The following is a 25,347-nucleotide window of genomic DNA, read 5'->3' on the forward strand; positions in this document are numbered from 1 at the left end:
AGGAAAATATAGCCAATGACTCGTCGACTTCTGCCAAGTCAGGCCGTCGGCTTTGCCAATGAATACAACAGCGCCGCCATGCCAGAAGCTCTAAAACAACACGTCGAAGCTTGTTACCAACGCGCAGAGCAGCACTTTCAACGCCGCTTTGCTCGCCCAGAAATCAGCATCAAACTACGCGGGCAAAAAGCCGGCGTGGCGCACCTTACCGAGAATAAACTGCGTTTTAACTGGGTGTTGTACCAAGCCAATCAGCACGATTTTTTAGCGCAAACCGTCGCGCATGAAGTGGCACACATGATTGCCCACCAACTGTATGGCTTACGCATACAACCGCATGGGCCCGAGTGGCAAAGCATCATGCGTGAGGTGTTTAAACGGCCTGCAACGCGCTGTCACCACTATGCGATCACCCGCACTCCGCGCACGCACTACCTGTACCAATGCGGCTGCGCAGAACCTATGCCTTTTACTGGACAACGACACCAACGTGTACGCCGCGGCGCCGGCTACTTATGCCGGCGCTGCAAGCAGAAGCTGATTTTTAGTGGTGAGACACGACAACAGTAAACATAGAGGCACGGCGTAGGTCGCTTAAGAGAACCCCTGCGCACAGCAAGAGCGATTAGCGGCCGAGCATGAAGGTTTCGTACTCTAAGTTCTCAAGCGTTTTGGTGAGCTGATACAAGCCCAGCATCACCACGACAAAAAGCGAGACACAGAAGCCATAGCCAAACCAGCTAGGCCCCAAGTACTGACTCAACAAGGTCAATAGCGCGTTAAGCACTAAGAACAGGCCTGTAAGCTGCGCCACCAAGTCGCGCTTATCCAAATAGAAAAATACGTTCAACAACGCCATGAACAAGACTTGAATACTGACACCAATAAGATCCACATAAAACAAAGGCAAGTAATGCTTCGAGATCCCAAGAAACTCAAGCAAACTCGGCGCCCACAAAAACAACAGAACGACCGTAATCCCCTGCACTTTAAAAATCTCAAAAATGCCCTGCCGAATCGCCAGCACCATTTGGTCTTTCAAAAAGAAAATATGCTTTAACGTTTCACCGCCACGTATAGCGGAATAGAGTTTTTCATAAGTTTCCGCAAAATCCGTTTCAATGCGCACAAGAAAAACAGCCATACCTGGAATAACCGACAAATAGGCCAGAAAAATAGGCAAGTCATACAGCAATGACGTACGCAGCGGGCCAATCACCGCATCAGAGGTAACCGGGTTGTACCAAAATAAAAACTTATCAACCCACACACCCGCGTTATAAGCAAACCCAGTAAACAGCAAGCTCGGGAACACCAGCCTGCGCTTACAAAAATCAAAGGCCACCAGCGTTTTGGCCGGATATTCACGAAGAATGTCGTACAGGTACATGAACAACAAGCTTGAGTGCCCCACCAGCAGTGCCAGCATCAAGCCATTCACCTTGTAGGGCCGCAGCAATAAGGCACAAAAAACCATCAGCGCATAACCCAGCGCCATCACCAACAAAATACGGTTATAGGCCTTCATGCCGGACAAGAAGATAATCACCAACCACAAGTTGCACAGCACAACGAAGTTGGCCACCATCAACACACGGTAAACAAAAGGCTCATTAAATAAAAAACCCATCAACAGTGCGCCGCTGATGCCAGAGACCAAGGTCACTAACGTCAACACGCCCAATAGATTAGGCAAAATCATCTCGGCATTATTTTCGAACAGACGATCAGAAATAAATCGCGTAAAAAACAGCTGCAGCCCACCGGTCAGCACCAGTGAAAAAGCCATTAAATAAGTAACACTGACCAAAAACTGCCGAATCAGTAGCTCCGGCACCACCACACCAAGACTTAATATGCCGATCAGCATGACGCTGATAATGGACAACACCCATGGCCCCGAGCTGATCAGGCCTGCATATAAATACGCTTTCAGCGTGGCGGTGTACGAGTCGCGCGATAATATTTTTCGCAGCTCAAAGCCAATGCCAGCCATTAGGCCTCCTTGGCCTGTTGGTAAAGATCACGATAGCGTTGAAACATCAGCTCTTCGGTGTAAAACGTCGTGACCCGCGCCAAGCCCGCGGCTTGTGCTTGCTTCCAGCGCTCTTGATCACCTAAGAGAGCAAGAATCGCGCGGGCACTGGCTTGTGGGTCTGCAATGGCTACGGCTTCGCCGGCGCTGCCTAGCTTACGGTCATCCTCAGGGCCGCCTTCGATCAGCTCGCGGCACGAGCCCACATCGGTTGCCACGCAGGGCACGCCGGCGGCATATGCCTCTAGAATCACCAAAGGTTGCGCCTCAGAGATTGACGTCAGCACCATCACCCCAAGCTGCGGCATGATTTCTGGAATCTTCTGAAAGCCGAGAAATTTAACCTTATCCACCAAGCCTAAACTGGCCACCAAGCTCCGGCATTCAGCGGCATAGGCTGGGTCTTCCTCGTCCGGCCCAACAATCCAGCCTTCCGCCTCGGGCATGGTGGTGATCACGCCACGCATCGCGCGAATGAAGGTTTTAATGTCCTTAATCGGCACTACGCGACCAATTAACCCCACAACCTTAGGAATACCCTCGGGGCGTTTACCCAAGGCATCGGCATACGCATTCAAACTGATACCGTTGGGAATCACACGACAGCGCTGCTCTAGCGCACCGTCACTGATTTGCCGCTCACGATTACCGCCATACAAGGAAACAATCGGGTCGGCCGCGTTGTACGTGAGCCTGCCTAACTGCTCAAAAAAGCTAATCCACATCCGCCGAATGTATCCTACATCCGCATTCAGCCCCTCACCCGTCTCATCCGGGTTATCGGCAATCCAGCTCGCCTGCGCCAAATCAATCTTGCGCTCTTTGGTGTAAATACCATGCTCACTGACAAAAAACGGCCGGTGCCAGCGACGCTGTAAAAAAGCCCCTAACATCCCTGCATAACCGGTTGAAACCGAGTGAATAAGACGGCACGGCGGCGCATTGCGCGCCACTTCTGCCAACAGAAACACGGGCGCATGCATAGAGCGCAAGGTCCAAAAATAATTAACAAACGAAGGGTCCGTGCAGTACTTCTCATAACCATCCGTGATCGCATCCCACGATGCGCGGCTGTATAAAAAGTCGTCGCGCGACAGGCCGTCGCCCTCGCCCAACATGCGCATTACCTCACCGGCCAGCTCATCGGGAATCTGTTTATCTGGGGTATGGAAATGCGTGTGTAATTCGCGCACTTTCTCCATAGCCTTGCGATTACCGGGCCTTGCTTGAGCCTCGCCTTGCTCCCATGAGGTTTCCAAAAAGTGACATTCGAAATGCACAACATTGGTGGGCATTTGGTACTGCTGTTTTTCGTAAAAGCGCGGGCTGCCACCTAAGAAAATGACAGCAAAAGTTACCTCAGGTAATCCGTTGATGATCTGATGAACCCAACTGGAAACGCCACCACGCACATACGGATAAGTTCCCTCGAGAAGCAAACACACATCTGCAACAGGTTCATCGTTCAAAGGCTTAATTAACATTGCCAATACCGGGTTAAGGGCGAGAATGGAAGGCGGTGGCGTTCCTCCTCGGGAATAAGCTTAAGGGCGCTAGCAATGCCGGCAAAGTTGCGCTGCATAAAGGCCGTTTCTGCCAAGTATGGCGCTAACTGAGCGGGCTCAAACCCTTCCTCGGAAGCGCGAGAAAAAGCATCGCGAGCCTCTTCAAGTCGTCCCTGAAGCAGATTAATTCGCCCCAACAAAAACTGATCACTCGCCTCATGACGCAACTCGATAGCCCGCTCCACGTGCTGACGTGCGCTGGCCAGCACATGGTCTAACACACTGCCTTGAGCCAGCCCGAGATAAGCCAGCTCCCAATAATGCTGCCCCAAGCTGGCTTGCAACGAGGGAATTTGCTTTTCGCCAGAGGTCTCCAGCAACCCGAGAGTCGTTTTAATTTTTAAATTGATCGCAGTTTCTTGCGAGTCCAGCATCGAATAAGCAAGCAAGCGCACATCATCCACTGGATCTTTAAGTGCCAGTTTCAAAATAGGGATCGCATCACGGCTGGACATACGCCGCGTCGACAAAATTGCGGAAAGGCGCTTATTCGGGTTGATCGCGTGACGCAATACATCGTGCAAACCGCCAGCACTGAAGCCTTGTTTAGCATCAGGCGCTGACGGCCGAAAGGGTAATTCGGGTATCGGCGTCGCCGCCCAAATTTGCGCCAGTTTTTTCCGTGGGAAATACAGTGCCGGAAAAACCGCCAGCGAAACGCCTATGACTCCAATAGCTGGGATAAAAAACGCCAAAGAAAAAATAAACAGTGGGCTCCAAGGCAAAGGCTGCTTGTAGTGCTTAGGCAACACTTGCCAAAGACCAATGCTCAAACATAAAGAGGCGAGCCCGTGGCTGAATAGAAAAGCCGTAAACGCCTGCCAAAGCTCCAATCCGGGCGACAAGCTCAGCCAACTGGCTGACTCTAGCCAAAATGCATTAATGAATAGCCACTTCGTGCTCATCTAATGCACACTCGCTTAATAAGAATCTTTCAATTGACGACTGACGAACACGGCTAGTGATTGCAATGCGATGCAAGGCCAATCCCACTTCTTCTGGCGTTCGTCCAAATTGCTCTTGAACACTTAAGCGAATGCGTTGCAGGTAACCTTCTGCGCCATCCTCTGCGGTGAGCGGTAATAACGCCAACACTACTTGTGATTGTTTTGTATTGGTGCAAGTCCGCAAGACATCGAGCCCCCGCTGTGTCGATTGCATCAGTTGCTGTAAAGCCGCAAACCATGCAGGGTCTAGCATTTCGAATGCAACTAACGTAGCGGGCACTTCATATTGGCGCGCATCGGTGATAGAGCGCGACAAATAACGATTAAAGCGTGCCGCAGCCACATCAATATGCAGCGCCTCTTGCTCACGGCTGCTCAAAATATCCGCTAAGTGACCACCTAAGATTGCGAGCAAATTAAGGTTACGTTCATGAAAAGCAAAGAACGGCATGTTTTCAATGGCGACCATTGCATGCAACTCACCATTGGTATCGATCAAAGGTAAGCACGCCAAGAGTGTGCTGTGCTCTAAACGACTCCCCGCATCGATCATATCCGGCCGAATGCTAATCAGCTCTCGGCGCTCTAACATCAAGCCCACCATGGGGTCTTGGCGCAAATCCGCAGCACTCAGCTCCCCTAATGAAGCCAAGGGCTGATCCACCAATTGCATTTCGCTAACGCGATATAACGCGGCGACACGCAAAGGTCCATAGTGCGCCAAAACATCGAGCATGCTTTCGGCCATTGCAGACAAACCATCTTGACCCTGTACTTCATTCAATCGTTGGCGCATGGCAAGCAACGCACTACGCAAGCTCTGGTCATTGCCGGCAATTTTCTGCTCAAGCCGATCATGTGAAATACGCAAAATATGATGCGCACGAGTGAACTCATCGAGCCTTAACTGACGATATTCGTTGGCCCGCTGAAGCCCTTCAAGGCGCCGATCCCACAAGTCACGGAACTCTCCGACCAACATTGCACAGGCAAACAACCCCACCACATACGCCGCCGGCACGTTGGCGTAAGCACCTAATTCAAAACGGTGCATCCCAAGCAGCACCGCCAGCAACATCAGCGCACTAATCAGCCCTTGGACAAAGCCATAGCGCAGACCTAACAAAACCGGCGCAAACAATGACCACGGAAAACCAGTAAACGCATGCAACGGATCGGTTGGCTCAGACCAATAACCCAAAGCAACCACGATCACCGTCAAAGCCAGGGTTTCAACCCAGGCGGCATTACCGATTTGACGGGGCGCAATGCGCAAATAATCTTGCATTAGTGATTAGTCCAGCGGTAATTCATCGACTAAATCAGTGATCACTTTTTGCGCAGCGCCGGCCAAAGACTCCCGCGACCAGCCTGCTCTGGCTGCGCTGGTACTCCACAACACTCGCCCAGTCGCAGGTTCAATCACTTGCAAGGTAATACCCACAGCAGGTTCACCATCTAAGCCATTTTTGTATTGCCACTCATCAACGCTACCGGTAATGGCGTAGGTGAACGACTGTTTACTCGCCCACTGCTGGGCTGTCTGCAGGCGCGCACGGTCATCCAGCTGCGGTAACTCATCGGCACTGGTTGTCAGCGGATATCGCGTTGGGGTTAGCCCTTCACTGGCCAAAATGCTGAGCAGTATTTGCTCGGCGCGCTCACCGGCTAGCGGCGCTTGCGCGTAGTTAACAACAGGCAACAAAGCCCAGCGCCCTTCGCGACTTAACGTCGGCGCATCATGCTGACTATGTATTGAGCATGCCGAGACAAAAAGCAGGCTTGCCAGAGTAATAAAACGCATCATGCCCATCGAAACTCTCCTCAAGAAACACTGCAAAGTCAGAGCTAACGCCCAAACCGAGTACTGTAAGTTAACTGCCACTGCCCGCCGGCCTCGCCGCCACCACCACTTGGTGCCGAGCTATAGCCATACATCAGCGCCAATTCATCATCACCTAACACTTCGACCCCCAGCCCCACATTGACGTTGTAAGCGATTGAGCGCTCAGGCCATTGGTAGCCAACTTGGGTATCGACCAGCCAAGTAAACTGCGGCATGTAGCGATTAAGGTGTCCGGGGATGCCCCGTTTAAACAAGCTACCGACATAGATCTCTCCAAAACGAGCGGGTAGAAGATCCGCGGGTGTCGGCTCGTCTAAACGCAACACACCACCATTAGCGGCCAAAAGATCATCGGGAAGTTGATCCTGACGTTGGTTTTCTTGCCAAGATAGGCCGGTGCGAAGAATCCAATGCGGCTCTTTATACAGCACGGTGTGCGCCCACTCAGCGCCACCTTGCCAGCCATGCCCTAGCTTGTCACCGTCACGCAAATAAAACTGATTGTAAGCACCACGCCAACTTAACTGATCACGCGCAGAGACATTAATCGACCCGTTGGCAAAGAGCCCCTCTTTATAACCGAGGGCGTAGAGCAGACCGGTCTCGTCGGTGGTAACCCGCCAATTCACACCCAGCGTAACTTGGTCTTCCTCGGCATACCGCCACTGCCGCTCAGCAAAAAGCCCTGCTCTATCACTGTCAGCCCGCCAGCTACTATCGAACCCGGCCAACCAATGACCGTCCTTCAAAGGGTACTCATAGAAGCCTCGCCAGTGCTGCTCGTTACCCATCTGTGCAGAGTCCAAAGCATCGCCGTGATAGCTACCGCTTTGCTGATCTAGACGCCAATACCCTTCGCCTTGACCACGTGCGATGGTTAATCGCGGGCCATCCAGCGTGAGGCCGCCAAAGTCACGCTCACCAAACGCAACTTGAACACCCTGCGGATGACGATCTAATACAGCCTGAGCCTGAGAGCGCAAAGTAGCTTGGCGACTGGCTGGCCCCTCATCACTCAAAGCACTTGAGGCGAGCGCCACTGCCCGCATGTCATAACCTAACTGCAGCGCAATTTCTGCTTTCTCATCGTCACGTAGCTCATTGCCCTGCAATAACGCCCAGAGTTGGGCTTTGTTCTTGCGGCGTAAAGCCGATTGCAGGCGAATAAAGCTAGGTTGCTTTATGTTGCGCTGCTCGGCCCACTGCAACCAAGGCTCAAGCTGCCCTGCCTCATTAAGCCTAGAGAGCTGATCAAGCCACTGTTCAAACCAATACGCCAATAACATGCCTTGATAGCGCTGACCCTGCTGTGCCTCAATTTCAGCAACCCTTCGCGAAGCAGCAGGGCCGAGCAAGCTATTAACTAAGCGTAAATAGGTATTAAATTCTTCAGGCAAAAGCTCATCGACCTGCAGGCGATAGACCTTCCACTTAGCCATTAAGTGCTGCCGAATACGCCACGCACTATCAGACCAACCCGCGAGTTCTAAAGTATCTGCATAAGCAGACAAACCTAACAGGTCATCTGGGCGCGATTGTATATGTAATTGATACCAGTTCAGCGAGTCTCGATATTGACCAATCAAGCTATAGCCAGCAGCAAATGGCAGCCACAGACGCTGTTCTGTGCGCGCACTGTTCTGCCATTTTCTTAGCAAACTGGGCAAAGAGTCGCGCAACTGATTATCCAGCAAAAACCACAAATAACGCTCTTGTACTAACGGATTCCCCGGAAAGCGCGAAACCATGCTCAAGTACAAAGCCTGAGCACGCGAAAGGTCACCCGTCTGCTCAGCCAAGCGACCTTGGATCATCCAAAACAGAGGCTCCCCAGCAAAACTATCCGCGATATTTTTTTCGTGAATTTCTTCAACCAGCTCCGCCAACAAAACCCAATCAGCAAGCTGCTCTGCCAGCTGCAACGCAACCAGCAGCAGCCTTAAATCGCCACGTTCGCGCCAAGCTTTGAGCGCCAAGGCCAACGCTTTTTTAGGATTTCGCACGCGGTACAACTCAAGCAAGCGCTCCTCATGATCACGCGTCAACTTTCCATTTAATGCCAGTAACTGCTCAAAAGCCGACTCAGCAGCATCATCGTATTCAAGAACCCAAGCTAATTCCGCGCGCAGCAGCCAGTATTGTTTTCTAAAACCATCATCGGCGAGTGACAATAAATTAGGTTGCGAATCGAGCTTGAGCAAAACTGCCCAGGCCTGCTCAGCATCAAACATTCGCCAATGTAAATCAGCCCAACGCCAATACTCGTGCACAGTTAACGCAACGTGTCGGCTCATATCACTAAAAGCAACGGCCTCTAATGATAACTGCTGCATGTTTTCATTCAGCTGGATCAGCTTGAGCCAAGCAGTACGCTCTTGTGGGTAACGCAAGAGATACCCTTGCAACCAAATATGAGCCACCTCTGGCTCACCACGCTCTTCGTTGACGAATACAAGTGCACTTAACTCTTCATCATTTAAACGCTGCAAACGAGCCAGTTCGATCAACAAGTCACTGGCCACATCATAAGAAAATGTAGCCGCTGCTAAACGCCAGGCATGATCGTAATCGGCTGCTTGACCTGACCGCTTTGCCAAGTCGATCCACAGGGGCAAGGCTTCATAAGGTTTGCCAACCCACTCCCCCAATTGAGCCATCTGCCTTAATAATGGCTCATCGACCACTTCTTGCTGCTGCATTAACTGCAGGCCGAGTGACCATGCATCATTGATGAAGCCTGCCGCCAAATTGAGTGCAAAAGCACGCGCTAACCATTGCTCATCATCCGGTTGCAGCGCATGCCAGCGTTGTAGATAAAGCCGCGCGCGAGCAAAATCACTATTGGCTTGTGCCTCACGCAAACCCGCCTGCAATAACTCTATATCGAGCTCATTTGCCATCAAATTGACAAGCTCAGTGTCTAGCCAACGCAGCGCTTTCGGGCCTTTCCCAGCGGCAACCAAACTTAGAAACACATCTAAACGATAAGCTTGGCGTTCACCGGCATCGTCACTATGGCTTAACAAACGTTGATATATCTCAGCCGCGGCAGCCTCATCGCCACTTGCACGAAACCAGCGTGCTGCCTGCGTCAACCAATGACGACGTTGTAACGAATCACCTTCTGCAAGCTGCTCATATAACTGCGCTGCCACGCCAGGAAATCCTATAGCCAAAGCAAGCGACGCCAACTTTTCTTGATGTCGTGTCGACAAGGTCGACGGCAATAACGCCTGCATCTGATTGAGAAGCTGACGCTTAAGGCTTAAGTCCAATTTCTCAGGCTCAGCCATCACTTCTTTTACCGCTAACTCAAGCCATAAATATGCAGTGGCTGGGTCTTTACTTGGCAGTTGCAATAAGTGCTCGCGGGCACGCACAAGGTCATCAATCACCAGCAGCTGCTCGATCAACTGCACGCGTAACAAAGGGTCAGGCGAGCTGCGCAGCATCAGCTCGGCATACATCAATGAAACGCCGTCGACCGTATCGCCATCATGCGGCTGTAAAACATCTTGACGGGGAAATGCAAAGAGCAATGCAACCAGCACAACCACGCTGACCAGCAAAAGCCCGCCCAGACTAAAAAGCCGTGGACGCTCAGTGACAGTTGAGCTTGGCATCGTGCACTCTAGTCACAGGCAGGCTAAAGGCAGTACTAGACCCGACTCGCTGCCCGATATAACGCTGGCCAGCTGCCTCTAGAGTACAAGCCGCCGCAGATTTGATGCTAAATACCAAAGGAAACTCGCCGGAAAAACCGATTCTGATTGAGTTTTTGCTAACTCGCTGCCACTGAGTCAGCGGGATATTGGCCTGAAGCAAGCTCACTTCCGAGGACTGCGCCCCTCGCATAAACAAGGTTGCCGAGTCAGAACTTAAATGCACATAGCGGCCTGAAGCATCTTCGTAGGCGCCAGCCACATTTTTCGAACGAACCATATCTGGCCACCCTAATGCAGGATTAACCCTCACGGTTCTAAGCCCGCGAAGATTTTTAAACCGATAAGCACCATCAAGGGTCTTAGACAGTGACATCCGGTAAAAGCCTTCCATACGCTGCAAATAATCGCTCATCCACAGCGAGATGGGCCGCTGGTCTTCAATGTAGCGGTACAGCTCATGCATCACCCGAATCGAGGCCAATTCTGTACCAGCATAGAAATGATAATAAAGGCTTAGCGGCCTTAAGCGGCGCGGATTATTGGTAAGTTCAAATGTCTCAATGAGCTCACGAAAACCATAGTATGGCCCAGTCCACAAGTTGGTGTAGACATTTTCATTCATTATCGGCGCATAAAACTGCAGCACACCATTAACCGGCCTAATCATTGGATAGAGCCCCGTTAACGAGGGATAAGCTTTAGTCAGCTTGGTCACAGCACCATTAACATTACTCAAACCTGCCGCATAGGTTAACCGAAGCGTTTCTTCATTCGGCAGCGCATCTCCGGTCCAAAACATAACCTTTACCGGTTTAGCGCTGCTGGTTAATTGCTTGTTAATATAATCTACAGATCCCAATATCTCTCGAGAGTAATCCAGCTTATAGCCAGGTATCGGCATATGATACCCATAACTTGCTTGAAATTTTTCTCGTTTACTTGCTACTTCTGGCCGCCAATAAAATGGGTGACTAAATGAGTGACTAGCCACTTCAACTGTTTTTTGCAAGAAAATCTCTCTTGCTATTGGCTCTAGCTCACGAGCCAAATGAGGAAATTGTCCCTTGGGGCCAATTTCACCCTCAATAATCGATACACTTTGTAAGAGCCCTGGATAACCCTTGATAAATTGATCAAGCACATATTGCCCCGCATAAGGGCTACCAGGCACTTCAGCGCGAGACAAAAAACCATCTCCATCAAGGTGTACTGTCGCTATACGCCGACCATTTTCCGTGGTGAAATCAGCAACAGGCATATGCTCTAGGCGCAGAGCTTGACTTAAAAATCCAAAAGGATTCAATGTCCAGCGTTGTTTATGCTCTCCACCTTGCTCCAAAACATACGGTTGCAACGCGAAACCACCCCAAGTGCCAACTCCTGCCTGCATAAACTGCTCACCATCAGCAGCACTTAGGGTAAGCAGTGGCTGGTTAGTCCCGGTAGACGTGAATAACTGCAGACCACGGCCATGCAGCTTCAAAGGGCCTTCAAACCCGAATGCAGCATTGTCAATAAATTTTATGTTCAGCGGCTTCTGCACAGCTCGCTCATACACCTTCAACCCTAAAGAATTTAGCAGCTCGGCACTCTCAATTGGCATTCCGCCTAGAATAGCCAATGGGACCTTCTCTTTAATACGTTGCACGAGCCAAGCTTGGAACTGAGTAGCATTTACTGGAGTACCATTTGTCATCCACAAGACGACGCCTGCGTATATCCCACGCAGCGGCGCAGAGTTCAGATCAGAACTTACTTCCAAATAATCAACACGATACCCCAGGTACTCCAGCAACCCACCTAACAATGTGTGCGCTTGGTTGTAAGCTAGAACACCTTCACGCTCGTCATAGACGACTGCAATCCGTCGCGGGACGACCTCAACCTCACCACGTCCTAAGGAGTCTAAGTGCGGCGTGCTAATCCAAGAGATATAGCCCTCATTTTTTAACTTTTTAGCCAGTTCGGTACGAGCGCTAGTTGCTGTGACCGGCAAGTATTCGAGCGCAATCACTGGTACCGATTTTTCCCTAAGAGGCTCAAGCTGCTGACGCAACCACTCTCGATCACTTTCATTAACTGGGCGATACTCACTTACACCGGCATCCCAACCGGCATAGAGCGATTCAACTGCCACAGCATCTGGCAAATATCCAAGCGCCGATAAAACTTCAAAACCGCGGTTAAAGATCAATACCAACTCTGGATTTTGCCCTTTTAAGTCACGAAGCAATGACGCAAGGCCTTGCAGCTGAGCTTCTCTCTCATCGACTGGCAGCAAGTTGAAGCTGTCCAACGTATCGAAAAACAATCCCTGGAAACCCTGCTTAGCCAAGTTTTTAGCTTGTGACAACACATGCTCACGCCACAGTGGATGTGTGAGATCTACGACATGACTATTCCATGTCGCATTAACATTCAAAAAGACTTGAGAGAGCTTTTCAGCCGCGGGATCAACGCTAGCGATTTCGCCGACTGAAATGTATCCAATAGGCTTGGAGCCCTGCTCACGAAGCTGGGCAAGTCCTTCTTGCGAGGCGTGATTGGGCTGCAGCACTACCCAGTCAAACTGAGTCAGCTCTTCATACGGTGGGGTCGGGCCATAAAAAAAAGCCACACTGGGGCTAGCCTGCGCAGCGATGGCGAATAAAAAACTCAGCAATAGAAAAAATAGACGCACTCTAATCCACTTATCAGTAATTACTCACAGCTCACGAAGGTAGCTATGTATCACACAGTAAGCTTCAAGAAGGTCCTAAGCTAGTCAGCAGATGAAAAGAGTATCTGCTGGATTAAATCACTAGGAAAACCCCGGTAAGCAAGAAACCGGAACTGCCGAGCCAACTCATCACGACCACTTACGCAAGAGGACCCGAACTTCTTGTTTCGAGCCTGGACAATAGCACTTCGCCACTCAGCAGAAAATACTTGTAACGAAACATCCACCTCGCCACGCGGTACACCCTTTTGCATTAACTCTGCGGCAATGCGAAGCGGACCAAAACCCGCATTAACTCGTGCTCGAATGTACATTTCTAAGAAGCGCTGCTGATCGAGCAACCCGTCCTGCTCTAGCGCATCAAGCACACGCACAAGCAGCGCAGTATCTTGGACACCGCGCCGCTGGAGCTTTCGTTGCAATTCAACTCTGCCGTACTCTCGGCGTGCTAATAAATCCATTGCGAGACGGCGCACCTGCCCCGCCTCACTTATGGTGGCTTGCGACTTAATCAGAGCTCAGCCTCAGCCGCTGGCTCATCAACATCGACTACTTTGCCAGGCTTGCCCAGCAACTGATCACGCACTTGCTTTTCAATCGCAGCGGAGATTTCTGGATTATCTTCTAGATACTTACAGGCATTAGCCTTGCCTTGACCAATTTTGCTGCCTTGATAACTGTACCAAGCGCCCGACTTCTCAACGGCACCGATCTGTACACCAAGATCAATGATTTCACCGCCGAGATTGATGCCCTTACCGTACATAATCTGAAACTCGGCCTGACGAAACGGTGGCGCAACCTTGTTTTTCACAACCTTCACGCGCGTTTCACTGCCGGTTACCTCGTCACCTTCTTTTACAGCGCCGGTGCGGCGAATATCTAGACGCACTGACGAGTAGAACTTAAGTGCATTACCGCCGGTAGTTGTCTCTGGGCTACCGAACATAACGCCGATTTTCATGCGGATCTGGTTAATGAAAATGACCAAGCAGTTGGCATTTTTAATATTGCCGGTGATCTTACGTAGCGCTTGGCTCATCAGGCGCGCTTGCAAACCAACATGCTGATCCCCCATTTCCCCTTCGATTTCGGCCTTTGGCACCAAAGCCGCGACCGAGTCGACGATAATGACGTCAACCGCGTTGGACCGAACCAGCATATCGGTAATTTCTAGCGCTTGTTCGCCGGTATCGGGCTGCGAGACCAGCAGGTCGTCAACGTTTACGCCCAGCTTTTCCGCATACTCAGGATCCAATGCATGCTCAGCATCGACGAACGCACAAGTAGCGCCCTGCTTTTGCGCTTGGGCAATGACCGACAGTGTTAGCGTTGTTTTACCTGAAGACTCTGGACCATAAATCTCAACGATTCGCCCTTTTGGCAAGCCGCCGATGCCAAGGGCAATATCTAGCCCCAAAGAACCGGTTGAAACCGCAGGAATCGACTGACGCTCATGGTCGCCCATGCGCATGACGGCCCCTTTACCGAATTGACGTTCGATTTGGCTAAGTGCTGCCGAGAGTGCGCGCTTTTTGTTGTCGTCCATTATGTTTCCTCAGTCTCTGTTTGGCTCGCCGTCGCGGCTAAGTACTGTATATGTAGACAGCATTATTCCACAATGCAAATCGATCGCCTACCCCAGTGATGAATTTTCCTGCTGTGCCAATTGAATAAGCTGCGCCAATGCACATTTGACCGCTTGCTGCCTTATCGCATGACGATCGCCCATGAAGTGGCAGCACTGCGTTTTGCTGGTTTGCGGACCGCTCCACGCCATCCACACCGTACCAACTGGCTTATTGGCACTTCCACCTCCTGGGCCTGCTACGCCGCTCACTGCCACGGCCCAGTCCGCCCCTACCGCTTTGTTAGCCCCGGCCGCCATTGCCTCCACAACCGGCTCACTGACTGCGCCATATTGATCAATGAGTGAGGCAGGCACATCTAACATTGTTGTTTTTTGTGCATTGGAATAAGTGACAAAGCCCGCCTGAAACCAAGCCGAGCTGCCTGCGATGCGCGTAATGGCTTCGGCGACTCCACCCCCAGTACATGACTCTGCTGTCGTCACCGTTTGGCCATTACGGACTAGCACCTCGCCCAATTGCGCTGCCAGAGCCGTTATTTCATCCCATTCACTGACCATCTAGGTTTCACCTTGCTTTGCTTTAGCCAACATCATTGCTATTGGGCGTCTATCGCGCAACCAACCGCACACTTGCTAGCAGACCAATTGATTAAGGCAACTACAGCACCGCATCGACAGTAGCAAAACCACCTAGCTAAAAAGCAAAAAGCCGGCACAAGGCCGGCTTTTTGTCTTAACAATGCTTAACTCTGGCGCAGCTTTTCAGGCTTGATCAGGAAGCGTGCCAAGGCTGGCAGCAACCAAATTGCGCCTACCATGTTCCACAGGAACATGAAGGTCAGCATCAAGCCCATGTCGGCCTGGAACTTAATCGCAGAGAAGATCCAAGTCGCTACCGCAATCGCCAAGCACAAGCCTGTGAACAGTACCGCTTTACCGGTGCTGCGCAAGGTTTCGTAGTAAGCATCCTGCAGGGTCAAACCCTTGCGCAAGAAGGTTTCTAAGCGGCTGTAGATGTAAATACCGTAGTCCACACCGATACCCACACCGAGCGCAATCACTGGCAGAGTTGCCACCTTAACGCCAATGCCCAAGTACGCCATCAACGCGTTACCGAGGATTGAAGTTAATACCAGCGGCAAGATGACGCACAGAGTCGCCGCGATTGAGCGGAAAGTCAGCAAGCACATGAAGCTCACGGCCGCGTAGACCGCCATCAACATGGTTTCCTCAGAAGCGTCAATCACTTCGTTGGTCGCTGCTTCAATACCCGCGTTACCTGCGGCCAGCAAGAACTGACGGTCTTCCGTGCTGTACTCAGCAGAGAACTCTTCAACCGCATCCACAGCGCGAATCAGGGTGTCAGCCTTGTGATCATTCAGGAACACCAGCACCGGAGCCAACGAGCAGTCGCCGTTGTACAGTTCAGTCCCGCGGCTGATGGCATTATTCAAGATGTCCTGGTTACGCGACAGGCTTTCCCATTTCAGGTTGCCCTCGTTCATCCCCTTGATCACTTGCTTAGCGACAGTCACCAGCGAAATAGTGGACTGAACACCTTCGGTGTTATCGAGCTTCCACATCAGCTGATCGATTGCATACTGGGTGTCGTAGGTCGAGCAGCCTTCCGGCCCCGTCTTGACCATCACCACCAACACATCCGAGCTGGTTGAGTAGTTGCTGATAATGAAGTCGTTATCGAGGTTGTAACGCGAGTCAGGGTGCAGCTCAGGCGCGCCCGGATCCAAGTCACCGATCTTCAAGTTTTGGCCGTACCACAGACCACCCACAACAGCGACCAGCGCTACGGTTACCGAAATGGGAGCCACTACAGGGTGGGCAAAATTAGAAATAGTGCGCCACATGCGGCTTTCTTTGTTAGCTTGCTCGCGGCTGCGCTTAACTGACTTCTGGCTCACACCGATGTAGGAAATCGTCACCGGCAAGAGAATCAAGTTGGTCAGAATAATCACCGCCACACCCATGGAGGCACCGATGGCCAACTCACGGATAACGCCGATATCAATCAACAGCAAAGTAACGAAGCCGACCGCATCAGACAGCAGCGCAATCAAACCCGGCATAAACAATTGACGGAAGGTTAAGCGTGCAGCAACTAACGCGTTTTCTGCTTTACCAGCCTCCAGTGCAATACCGTTGATCTTCTGTACGCCATGCGAAATACCGATAGCGAATACTAGGAACGGCACCAGAATTGAGTACGGGTCCAAGCCAAAGCCGAAGGTATGCAATAAGCCCAACTGCCAGACCACAGCAATGGTTGTCGTCAGCAACACCGCCAAGGTGCTGCGAATACAGTGGGTGAAGAAGTACAGCATCACCAAGGTGATACCGAAGGCCAAACCGAAGAACATCACCACCTGCATGATGCCGTCGATCAAGTCGCCCACTTTCTTGGCGAAACCAATCACATGCACTTTGACGTTAGGGTTCTGCGCTTGGAACTTATCGCGGACTTTCTCTTCGATCTCATGCGAGAACTTTTGATAGTCCAAGTTCAGCAACTCGCCTTGATTCTCTGGATTCGGATATGACTCCAGAAGTGGCACATCGATGATGCTGGATTTAAAGTTGTTCGCTACCAAACGACCAATCTGGCCTGACTTGAGTACGTTATTACGCAACTCATCGAGCGACTCTGCAGAGCCGTCGTAGGTCTGCGGGATCACTTCGCCACCGGCGAAGCCTTCCTCGGTCACTTCGGTCCAGCGTACGCTGGGGCTCCACAGCGACTTTAAGCCGGAGCGATCTACACCGCCGATATAGAAGACTTCGTCGTTAATCAGACGCAGGGTTTCCATATATTCTTTGGTGAAGATATCGCCGTCTTTGGCCTCAACCGAAATACGAATTGAGTTACCTAAGTTGGCTAAGTCGTTGCGATGTTCCAGCATGTTCTGAATGAACGAATGCTGCAGCGGAATCATTTTTTCAAAACTGGTTTGCGGCTTAACGTTAGCCGCCTGAAAAAACAAAAACGCTGAAATCACCACACACAACAGAATCACTGCAGGGCGGTTATTAAAGACCAAGCGCTCAAGGAACGATGCGCCTTCGTTGTAATGCTTACTCATCCATAAACTCCTGGCGTGTCGTTAGTCTTCCAGGCTTGCGCCTGTACCGTCGGTCATGTGGACGCCACCTTGACCAACCAGAACCAGCTGACCATCGGCCGCTGGTGCCACACCTGCGAGAGAAATACGATCAGGGCGATTGAACACACTGAAGCTCTTACCGCCATCGCGGCTGCGCAGCACAGTGCCACCGTGACCAACAATCAACAGCGAACCATCGGCCAAACGAGCACCGTCGGACAAACCGTACTCAATCACGCCATCTTCATTTTTGGCCTGCACTTCAGTCCAAGTCGTGCCGAAATCTGCGGTGTAAAAGATATGCCCACGCAGACCATAGACCACGGCCTCGCCAACGGCTGAGCCGCTAAGCACGCCGAACAAAGACCCTTCATAGGGACTTTCAACGATTTCCCAGGTCATGCCGTAATCCAGCGAGCGGAACATATTGCCCAACTCACCAACGGCCAGCAGGCCAGAGCCTTTAACTTCACCGATGGCATTGAGGTGATAACCGTCTTCGTTATCCAGACGATCGCTGACATCCTGCCATGTCTTACCGCCATTGCTGGTGGTCAGCAAAGCGCCATAAGCACCGACGGCATAACCGACTTGGCTATCACGGAACCAGATATCTAACAAAGGAGCTTCGCGCTCGGGCTCTTCGAACTGCTTAACCCAAGTAGCGCCACCATCGGTGGTGGCAAGGATCACGGCGTCATGGCCCACGGCCCAGCCGTTCTTTTCATCAACAAAAAACAGGGAGGTCAACAGCTGACGCGTTGGCACTACTACCTGCTTCCAGCTTTGGCCTTTGTCGCGCGAGATCAAGACATGACCACGCTCGCCGACGGCAACCAAATTACCGCCTGCTGCGGAAACATCCACCAAGAGGCTTTCTACAGCACGGCTGGAGGCGATTGAGTCATACGTTTTAATTTTATCAGCGGCGACCGCCTGAGCAGACACCAAGCCAAGCGACAGGCTTAAGGCTAACGGCTTCAGCAGCGCAGGCATGCGCAGAGACAAACGATGCGCTGCGGCATCGCAGGCTGTCGAGCGCCGTGCATTGGGCTCAAACATACAGCTCCCCCTTGTTCTTATGGTAAACGGCTAAGCCTAAAAGAATGACTATCCTAGCCAGCTTGGTCACGCCCGACAATCCAATGCCGGTAATCTTTTGTTACGCATTACTGACTGTTCGGTTCTGCATCAGTAAAAAACAAAAAGCCGCTGTCAGACGACAGCGGCTTTTTGTGCATCACGATTAACGAGTACCGCGACGACGCAGAGCAGACGGCTTGAAGTAAGAATCGTCTGGCACCGCTTGGCTAAAGTCGATGGTGGAAGATTCTTCGTTATCCAAGTTTTGTACGTGGTAACGACGAGCTTGCAAGTCGTGGAACACATCCAGAGCAGTCCAAGTAGTGGGCAGCTCATAGAAGTTCTTCATGTAAGCCAGCGATACACGCCACAGCTCACCACGACCATCGTACTGGTCTACCACAGCAGCGCCCCAGCTATCCTCGTCGAGGAACAGGTTACGCTTGGAGTAGATGTGACGGGCGCCCTTCTTCAGAGTGCCTTCCACTTCCCATACGCGGTGCAGTTCGTAACGGGTGTGCTGCGGGTTCAGGTGACCCACTTGCAGCAGATCGTCGTACTTCACGCTAGGGCTAGATACGCGGTAGTTGTTGTAAGGAATGTAGATTTCCTTCTTGCCTACCAGTTTCCAGTCGTAGCGATCAGGTGCGCCGTTGTACATATCGGTGTCATCGGCGGTACGCAGGCCATCGGCTGCTGCGATGGGGGTGTCATACGCCAAGTTAGGCGCGCGACGCACGCGACGTTGACCAGAGTTATAGCCCCACGCTTGGCGCGGATCTTTCACTTGGTCGAGCATTTCGTGAACCAGTACTGCACCACCGGCCAAGCGCGCAGGCGTTTTGGTGAAGGACAGGTAGTAGAACAACAGGTTGTTCAGGTCTGCGTAGCTGCCGTTCTTGTTGTAATAACGGAACAGCGCTTCTTGCTGCGACGTCACCAAACTGTACGAGCCATTACGCTGCACAGCCACTTCTGAGGCGCGGCGCACAATGTAAGTACCGCGGTAACGCGTGATGTGGTTCCACAGGGCTTCTACACCGTTTTGCGGGATAGCAAACGGGATGCCGCCGTAGGCATCAGAGAAACCGTTACCGCCGTCCAACAACTTAGCGCTGGTGGCGTTCTTGATGGTGTTGTCGTACACCCACTGCGGCGCGGAGCCGGAGCGGCGTGACTCATACACAGGCATCTGGAAGGTTTGCGGATAAGCATTGAACAAGGCGATCTGACCGGCGGTCAAGTTAGCTTTGTACTGATCCAGATTGGCTTTGGTGATGGTGAACAGCGGCTTGTCAGCGGCGAACGGGTCCGGATGGTGCTGGCCCGAACCTTTGTAGCCAGCAGGCGCCTGGGTCAGACCACCAGTCCACGCAGGGATAGTGCCTGCCGCGTTGCCGGCTTTTTCAGCGCCGAACGGGGTCAGGGTATCGCCCAGCTTGGCGGCTTCCTGCGCCGACACTGCAGCCAGAGCACCCGAGGACGCTAGGGTCAGCGCGATAGCAGCGCTGATCAGGGAGCGTTTCTTCAACATGTAATCGTCTCCGTGAGGATGCATGCGCCGAGCGCCACCCGGCGCTCGGCTTTTTATGGTTATTAGAAGGAGTACTTAACGTTCAGACCGATGTTGTCGCGATCACGACTGGCGTTGTTTTGACCACCACCGAAAAACTCTGTGTAAGCCAATTCGGCTTCGAGGGCGTTCAGGTAGCTAGCACGCATACCCAAGGTGTAAGCCTCGCGACCTTCGATGAAATTGCCGGTCTGGTGCGAGTTACCTTCGAAGTCGTTCTTGTAAACAGCGAACGGAGACAGGTTTACGCCCGCGTAGACGTCGTTCCAAGTACCGTTAACCAGCAAGGTGTAGCCGTAGGCGTTCTTGTTGACTTGGTCGTCACGGTCGTAGCCAGAACGATAGGCACCGTTCGGACGACCTGCGTAGTAGCGAGTCGAACCATCGTTGGCGGTGTACTGCAGACTGTCGCCACGCAAGTGCTCAGAAGCCAACTCGGCAACACCGAAGAAGGAATCGAAGCTCATTACCGGACCGAAGTTGTGAATAGCGCCAAGGGAGCTATTGAATGCCTCTACACGTGTGTAGTTGCTGACCGAGTCGTTAAGGGTAATGCTATTGCCAGCAATTTGAATCGGACCATAAAGACCGAAACCTGCCAGTGCGGCATTGGTATTAACCAGCTTGGCTGCTTGCGCAGTCAAATCACCCAACAAATCGTTGGTAGCGGAGATACCAACGGGCAAGTTAGGACGGTAAGCCAACTCACCAAACACCGAAGTATCACCAACAGTGGTATTAAAGCTCATACCGTACATACGGATATCTTCGGCAAATTCGCGCTTAGCTTGCATATGCCCGAGAGCATCAACCGTTGCCAAGCCGCCAGCATTCGCCAAGCCTGTAGCATTTACACCACCCAGAACTGACGCAGCAACTGCCAAATCCACGCCTTGATAACCATTAAGATCTGCATAGATCGATGGTTCTTTTGAGTGGTAATTCACAAAGTAGGCACCAAACTCCGTAGAGTTAAGCTCTTCAGCGATATAACGGAAAGCAAAACCAAACTGGCCATCATCTTTAGCATTCAGGTCAGACGTAACATCTGCAACTTTGATTGTAGTGTTATCTGAATAAACAAAATTAGCACCATCGCCATATAAACCTGCCGCTCGCAAAGTTGCATTCTGTGGAGCCAACGGATTGCTCAATGCCGAGTAGGTGGGAATAGCAGCAGCCAAAGAAGTACCCGCATAGTTGTAGTATGCAGTATTACCACCATCGGCAAACAGGTCGGTTTCAGAGAAAAACGTACCGACTGGGTCAATGGCGGTTTCTTTCCAGTTCCACTGATAGAAGGCTTCCATCGACAGGTTGTCGGTGAGGCCTAAGTTAAACTGGAAGGCCTCCAGCGGAATCAGCACTTCTTTGATTTCCGCACCCGGCAGGCGGAACTTAGCCGCATCCACAGGGTTAGTGGTGTTTACACCACCGCGGTAGAAAACACCCTCACCCCAGTTAAACACTTGCTTACCCAAGCGCGCCGACAACGGCATGTCGAACACATCCCAGTAGCCATACACGTAGGCATCGAGGATTTCGGCGTTGTGGCCTGCCTTATCGCGGGTTTCGCTGGTGAAGCGGTTGTCGTTCGGGTAGCTCTGGCTCGGCTGAGACGGCGCACCGGGAGCGGTGTAATAGTCACTGCGACTGTCCATAATTTCTGTGTCATAGAACGCCGTACCACGCACAAACGCGCCGTAGTCACCGTAACGCACTTCGGCATCGGAGGTGATTTTGAATACTTGCGACACTAGACCAGTATCAAAATTGCGATTGCCATCATTGACGTTGATATCGTTATTTGAACGATCTTGACCCTGTACACGCCACAGGGTGCCGTAGGAAACGGTGGTATCGATAGAGCCAGTGACTTCGTCATCGGCAAAGCTGAATTCAACGGCTTGGGCCTGAGCGGCGACCATCAGCGGCAGGAGGCCTGCCAGCGCGTAGCCGGCCTTGGCCGGGGCGAAGCGCAGTGGTGAGCGAGCGAAGATTTCCATTGCGTCATTAACTCCGTGGATTGATCTGAATAAGTCAGGCACTGGGCCCAAGAAAATGTCTCTTGACTGTGAGCAGTCTTGTTATTGCGTCCACGCGCTCTACGGCGCGCTTTCAGCAGGACGGTCAGATAGAAAGCAATTTCAGTGCCAGCACCAAAAAACCGAAGCGCATTCGCCAGCCACCCAGCGCAAGCACAGTAGCGTCACTTTGTGACCGATGATTCTTTTTCGTTTTCGCGTTTTTTTTGAAACATTTGTTTAAAAAGTTTCTAGCCGCGCCAGAGCAGCCCTTGACAGCTTGGCTCGCCACCGAAACAGCAAAAAACCATACTGACAGGTACAAAAAAGCCCTGAGCGTATAAATAGCCCAGGGCTTATCACCAAAGGTAACAACATGTGTTACCGCAGAAGGCTTGCGTAACACATTGTTTTTCCACCACCTGCTATGACGCGCCGCCACTTGGCGAGTCACTCAGCCTTTGTAGTTAACCTACAAAACCGTGCATCTCATCGGGAGACACTGAGTTAACCAGCACCTGTTAGCTGGCGAGGCTTTTGCTGACCACCTCATACACATCGGCTGACAGCTCGCCGCTGGCAACAATGCGCTCCAGCTCGTTGCGCATTTGCGCTTGGCGGTCGGGCGCGTACTTGCGCCAACGGGTGAGCGGTGTGAGCAAGCGTGAGGCGATTTGCGGGTTGAGTGCATTTAGGGTGATGACTTGATCAGCCAAGAAGCGGTAACCAGCGCCGTCTTCGGCATGAAACTGCACGGCATTTTGCGCACAGAACACACCAACCAAGGCCCGCACTTTGTTGGGGTTTTTCAGGCTAAACGCGGGGTGCTGCATCAGCGCTTGCACCTGCGCCAAGGTGCCGGGACAGCTGCTGCCCGCTTGCACACTGAACCACTGATCCATCACCAGGGCATCATCCGCGTAGGCGGCGGCGAAGCTGGCTAAGGCCTGCTGTTTTTCTGCCACAAACGGTGAGTTAACCAAGCAAGCCAGCGCCTGCAAACGCTCGGTCATGTTATTGGCTTGCTCAAATTGAGCCACGCACGCACTGCGAACATCACCGTGCTCGCTGAGCATTAAGTAGGCCAGCAGCTTGCCTTGCAGGCTGCGGCCGGCAATTTGCTCGGCACTGGCGGCGTACGCCTGCTCGCTATGCACTGCGCGCAAGGCTTGGTAACGCTGCCACATAGGCTGATGCAGTGCCTGCGCCAGCGACTGACGCAAAAACTCGCGCGCCTGATGAATAGCGTGCACATCCGCGACGTCGGCCAGCTCAGCCAACAAGGCTTCGCTGGGCAAGGTGAGCATTTCTGCCAGCATGGCGGCATCGAGTGACGTATCGGCCAGCAAGCCGGCGAACACTTCGGCCAGTTGCACATCGCCGCGCAGTTCGCGACCGGCCTGAACATCAGCAATTAACTGATTGAGGATTTCTAACTGCAGTTGCTGACCGGCTTCCCAGCGATTAAAGCCGTCGCTGTCGTAACGCATAAGCGCCAGCAGTTGCTCACGCGAGTAGTCGTAGCGCAGTTTGACCGGCGCCGAGAAGCTGCGCAGCAACGAAGGTAACGGCTCGTTCGCGATACCGACAAAGGTGAACTGCTGTTCGGCTTCGGTCACGGCCAGTACGCGCTCGCAGCCTTGCGCGTTGTCTTCTTCTTTTAACTGCAGCGGCAAATGGCTGCCGTCAGCGGCCAGCAGCGCTAACTCGACCGGAATCACGAACGGCAGTTTGTCGCTCTGACCGGGGGTGGCCGGGCAGCTTTGCTGGAATGTCAGGGTGTATTCGCCGGCGGCTTTGTCAAAGTAGCTGCTGACCGTCAAGCGCGGCGTGCCGGCCTGACTGTACCAACGCTTGAATTGGCCTAGATCGGTCCCGCTGGCGTCTTGCATGGCTTGCACAAAGTCATCGCAGGTGACGGCTTGGCCGTCGTGACGCGCAAAGTACAGGTCCGAACCCTTACGGAAGTTAGCCTCGCCCAGCAAGGTGCGCAGCATGCGCACCACTTCGGCACCTTTCTCGTACACGGTTAAGGTGTAGAAGTTGGAGATCTCGATATAGGCATCGGGCCGAATCGGGTGCGCCATGGGGCCGGCGTCTTCAGCAAACTGGTTGGTGCGCAAGAAGGCTACGTCTTCGATACGCTTGACCGTGCGCGAGTTCATGTCGGCACTGAACTCGGCATCACGAAATACGGTAAAGCCTTCTTTGAGCGACAACTGGAACCAGTCGCGACACGTTACGCGGTTGCCGGACCAGTTGTGGAAGTACTCGTGCGCCACGACCGCCTCAACCCGCTGGTGCGCGGCATCGGTGGCAGTGTCGGGGCTGGCCAGTACGCAGCTGGAGTTAAAGATATTGAGCCCTTTGTTTTCCATCGCGCCCATGTTGAAGTCACTCACGGCGACGATCATGAAGATATCCAGATCGTATTCGCGGCCGTAGACCTCTTCGTCCCAACGCATCGACTTCTTCAAGCTATCCATGGCGTGCTGCACTTTGCCGAGGTTCTCAGGCTCGACATAAATACGCAGCGCCACGTCACGCCCACTCATGGTGGTGAAGCTGTCTTCCACGCACCACAGATCACCGGCCACTAAGGCAAACAAATACGCCGGCTTTTTGAACGGGTCTTCCCAGGTTGCCCAGTGCCGCGTGCCCTCTTCGCCTTGCGCCAGCGGGTTGCCGTTGGACAGCAGCACCGGGAAGCGCTGCTTGTCGGCGCGCACGGTGGTGGTGAAGGCGCTCATCACATCGGGGCGGTCGAGGTAGTAGGTGATTTTGCGGAAGCCTTCGGCCTCACACTGGGTGCAGAACATCTTGCCGGAGCGGTACAACCCCTCCAACGCGGTGTTGTTTTCGGGGTGGATGCGCACTTCAGTGTGCACGACAAAATTTGCGCTAAGCGGCTGCAAAATCAGGTGACTGTCGGTCAGCTGATAGGCGTCGGCCGCTAGGGCTTGGCCATCTAAGGTGATGCTGACAAGTTCTAGCTGCTGGCCGTCGAGCCGCAACGGCGGCAAGTCGCTGCCTTTGTCGGTGTTGCGCGCAATGGTGAGTTCAGCCCGCACGGTGCTGTGGTCGTCGTACAGGTCGAAATCAAGCAGCGTGCGCTCGATAAAGTAGTCAGGGGCTTGGTAGTCCTTGAGCTGGACAGCCACGGGCGTTTCAGTGCGCATGCAA

General features: G+C 52.5%; 17 protein-coding genes. 1 reads left to right on the plus strand and 16 read right to left on the minus strand.

Features of this window, described 5'->3' with window-relative positions; all coding sequences use genetic code 11:
• Nucleotides 1-78: 78 nt before the first annotated feature.
• On the plus strand, nucleotides 79-570 hold the full coding sequence (locus tag MKI83_RS06510) for a SprT family zinc-dependent metalloprotease (protein ID WP_241584281.1): 492 nt from the start codon (nucleotides 79-81) through the stop codon (nucleotides 568-570).
• Between the two features lie 55 nt (nucleotides 571-625).
• Here MKI83_RS06510 and pelG read toward each other — a convergent pair whose 3' ends face one another.
• The 16 genes from pelG to pepN all read right to left on the minus strand — a co-directional run bounded on the left by pelG (nucleotide 626) and on the right by pepN (nucleotide 25,343).
• The gene (gene pelG, locus MKI83_RS06515; protein WP_241584171.1) at nucleotides 626-1,996 is read right to left on the minus strand and encodes an exopolysaccharide Pel transporter PelG; all 1,371 of its coding nucleotides are present in this window, start codon (nucleotides 1,994-1,996) and stop codon (nucleotides 626-628) included.
• Nucleotides 1,996-3,519 carry a GT4 family glycosyltransferase PelF gene (pelF, locus tag MKI83_RS06520; RefSeq protein ID WP_241584174.1) on the minus strand — a complete coding sequence of 508 codons (1,524 nt, stop codon included), beginning with the start codon at nucleotides 3,517-3,519 and terminating at the stop codon, nucleotides 1,996-1,998. Before pelF ends, pelG begins: the two co-directional genes overlap by 1 nt.
• Complete coding sequence (locus MKI83_RS06525) at nucleotides 3,513-4,505, minus strand: tetratricopeptide repeat protein (protein ID WP_241584176.1); 993 nt, start codon at nucleotides 4,503-4,505, stop codon at nucleotides 3,513-3,515. Before MKI83_RS06525 ends, pelF begins: the two co-directional genes overlap by 7 nt.
• Nucleotides 4,480-5,835: a PelD GGDEF domain-containing protein gene (locus MKI83_RS06530; protein ID WP_241584178.1), complete on the minus strand. Its 1,356-nt coding sequence runs from the start codon at nucleotides 5,833-5,835 to the stop codon at nucleotides 4,480-4,482. Before MKI83_RS06530 ends, MKI83_RS06525 begins: the two co-directional genes overlap by 26 nt.
• A 6-nt stretch (nucleotides 5,836-5,841) precedes the next feature.
• Entirely contained in the window at nucleotides 5,842-6,360 is a 519-nt protein-coding gene (locus tag MKI83_RS06535; protein WP_241584180.1) for a penicillin-binding protein activator LpoB, read from the minus strand.
• A gap of 35 nt (nucleotides 6,361-6,395) precedes the next feature.
• The gene (locus tag MKI83_RS06540) at nucleotides 6,396-10,016 is read right to left on the minus strand and encodes a tetratricopeptide repeat protein (RefSeq protein ID WP_241584182.1); all 3,621 of its coding nucleotides are present in this window, start codon (nucleotides 10,014-10,016) and stop codon (nucleotides 6,396-6,398) included.
• The gene (locus tag MKI83_RS06545) at nucleotides 9,994-12,738 is read right to left on the minus strand and encodes an endo alpha-1,4 polygalactosaminidase (protein WP_241584185.1); all 2,745 of its coding nucleotides are present in this window, start codon (nucleotides 12,736-12,738) and stop codon (nucleotides 9,994-9,996) included. The genes MKI83_RS06540 and MKI83_RS06545 overlap by 23 nt, the downstream gene beginning before the upstream one ends.
• Nucleotides 12,739-12,818: 80 nt before the next feature.
• Nucleotides 12,819-13,253, minus strand: a complete 435-nt coding sequence (locus MKI83_RS06550) for a regulatory protein RecX (protein WP_241584187.1) — start codon at nucleotides 13,251-13,253, stop codon at nucleotides 12,819-12,821.
• A 35-nt stretch (nucleotides 13,254-13,288) separates the two neighbouring features.
• The gene (gene recA, locus MKI83_RS06555) at nucleotides 13,289-14,326 is read right to left on the minus strand and encodes a recombinase RecA (protein ID WP_241584189.1); all 1,038 of its coding nucleotides are present in this window, start codon (nucleotides 14,324-14,326) and stop codon (nucleotides 13,289-13,291) included.
• A gap of 87 nt (nucleotides 14,327-14,413) precedes the next feature.
• On the minus strand, nucleotides 14,414-14,926 hold the full coding sequence (locus MKI83_RS06560; protein ID WP_241584192.1) for a CinA family protein: 513 nt from the start codon (nucleotides 14,924-14,926) through the stop codon (nucleotides 14,414-14,416).
• 185 nt (nucleotides 14,927-15,111) lie between these two features.
• Nucleotides 15,112-17,463, minus strand: coding sequence for an efflux RND transporter permease subunit (locus MKI83_RS06565; protein WP_241584195.1), 2,352 nt, complete (start codon nucleotides 17,461-17,463; stop codon nucleotides 15,112-15,114).
• Nucleotides 17,464-17,484: 21 nt separating this feature from the next.
• A complete protein-coding gene (locus tag MKI83_RS06570) occupies nucleotides 17,485-18,546 on the minus strand; it encodes a WD40/YVTN/BNR-like repeat-containing protein (RefSeq protein ID WP_241584197.1) in 1,062 nt (353 codons plus the stop codon).
• 184 nt (nucleotides 18,547-18,730) lie between these two features.
• Entirely contained in the window at nucleotides 18,731-20,101 is a 1,371-nt protein-coding gene (locus MKI83_RS06575) for a DUF1329 domain-containing protein (RefSeq protein WP_241584199.1), read from the minus strand.
• 62 nt (nucleotides 20,102-20,163) lie between these two features.
• Nucleotides 20,164-22,146 carry a DUF1302 domain-containing protein gene (locus MKI83_RS06580; protein WP_241584200.1) on the minus strand — a complete coding sequence of 661 codons (1,983 nt, stop codon included), beginning with the start codon at nucleotides 22,144-22,146 and terminating at the stop codon, nucleotides 20,164-20,166.
• 124 nt (nucleotides 22,147-22,270) lie between these two features.
• Entirely contained in the window at nucleotides 22,271-22,570 is a 300-nt protein-coding gene (locus MKI83_RS06585) for a hypothetical protein (RefSeq protein WP_241584202.1), read from the minus strand.
• Between the two features lie 115 nt (nucleotides 22,571-22,685).
• Entirely contained in the window at nucleotides 22,686-25,343 is a 2,658-nt protein-coding gene (gene pepN / locus MKI83_RS06590) for an aminopeptidase N (RefSeq protein ID WP_241584204.1), read from the minus strand.
• Between the last annotated feature and the right edge of the window lie 4 nt (nucleotides 25,344-25,347).

The sequence above is a fragment of the Atopomonas sediminilitoris genome (assembly GCF_022601735.1).
GTDB lineage: Bacteria > Pseudomonadota > Gammaproteobacteria > Pseudomonadales > Pseudomonadaceae > Atopomonas > Atopomonas sediminilitoris.

Excerpts from the sequence above, each read along its gene's own strand:
- recA (WP_241584189.1), bottom strand. The coding sequence starts at position 14,326 with ATGGACGACAACAAAAAGCGCGCACTCTCGGCAGCACTTAGCCAAATC.
- MKI83_RS06560 (WP_241584192.1), bottom strand. The coding sequence starts at position 14,926 with ATGGTCAGTGAATGGGATGAAATAACGGCTCTGGCAGCGCAATTGGGC.
- MKI83_RS06530 (WP_241584178.1), bottom strand. The coding sequence starts at position 5,835 with ATGCAAGATTATTTGCGCATTGCGCCCCGTCAAATCGGTAATGCCGCC.
- MKI83_RS06525 (WP_241584176.1), bottom strand. The coding sequence starts at position 4,505 with ATGAGCACGAAGTGGCTATTCATTAATGCATTTTGGCTAGAGTCAGCC.
- MKI83_RS06575 (WP_241584199.1), bottom strand. The coding sequence starts at position 20,101 with ATGTTGAAGAAACGCTCCCTGATCAGCGCTGCTATCGCGCTGACCCTA.
- MKI83_RS06565 (WP_241584195.1), bottom strand. The coding sequence starts at position 17,463 with ATGAGTAAGCATTACAACGAAGGCGCATCGTTCCTTGAGCGCTTGGTC.
- MKI83_RS06535 (WP_241584180.1), bottom strand. The coding sequence starts at position 6,360 with ATGGGCATGATGCGTTTTATTACTCTGGCAAGCCTGCTTTTTGTCTCG.
- MKI83_RS06580 (WP_241584200.1), bottom strand. The coding sequence starts at position 22,146 with ATGGAAATCTTCGCTCGCTCACCACTGCGCTTCGCCCCGGCCAAGGCC.
- pelF (WP_241584174.1), bottom strand. The coding sequence starts at position 3,519 with ATGTTAATTAAGCCTTTGAACGATGAACCTGTTGCAGATGTGTGTTTG.
- pelG (WP_241584171.1), bottom strand. The coding sequence starts at position 1,996 with ATGGCTGGCATTGGCTTTGAGCTGCGAAAAATATTATCGCGCGACTCG.
- MKI83_RS06570 (WP_241584197.1), bottom strand. The coding sequence starts at position 18,546 with ATGTTTGAGCCCAATGCACGGCGCTCGACAGCCTGCGATGCCGCAGCG.
- MKI83_RS06510 (WP_241584281.1), top strand. The coding sequence starts at position 79 with ATGCCAGAAGCTCTAAAACAACACGTCGAAGCTTGTTACCAACGCGCA.
- MKI83_RS06540 (WP_241584182.1), bottom strand. The coding sequence starts at position 10,016 with ATGCCAAGCTCAACTGTCACTGAGCGTCCACGGCTTTTTAGTCTGGGC.
- pepN (WP_241584204.1), bottom strand. The coding sequence starts at position 25,343 with ATGCGCACTGAAACGCCCGTGGCTGTCCAGCTCAAGGACTACCAAGCC.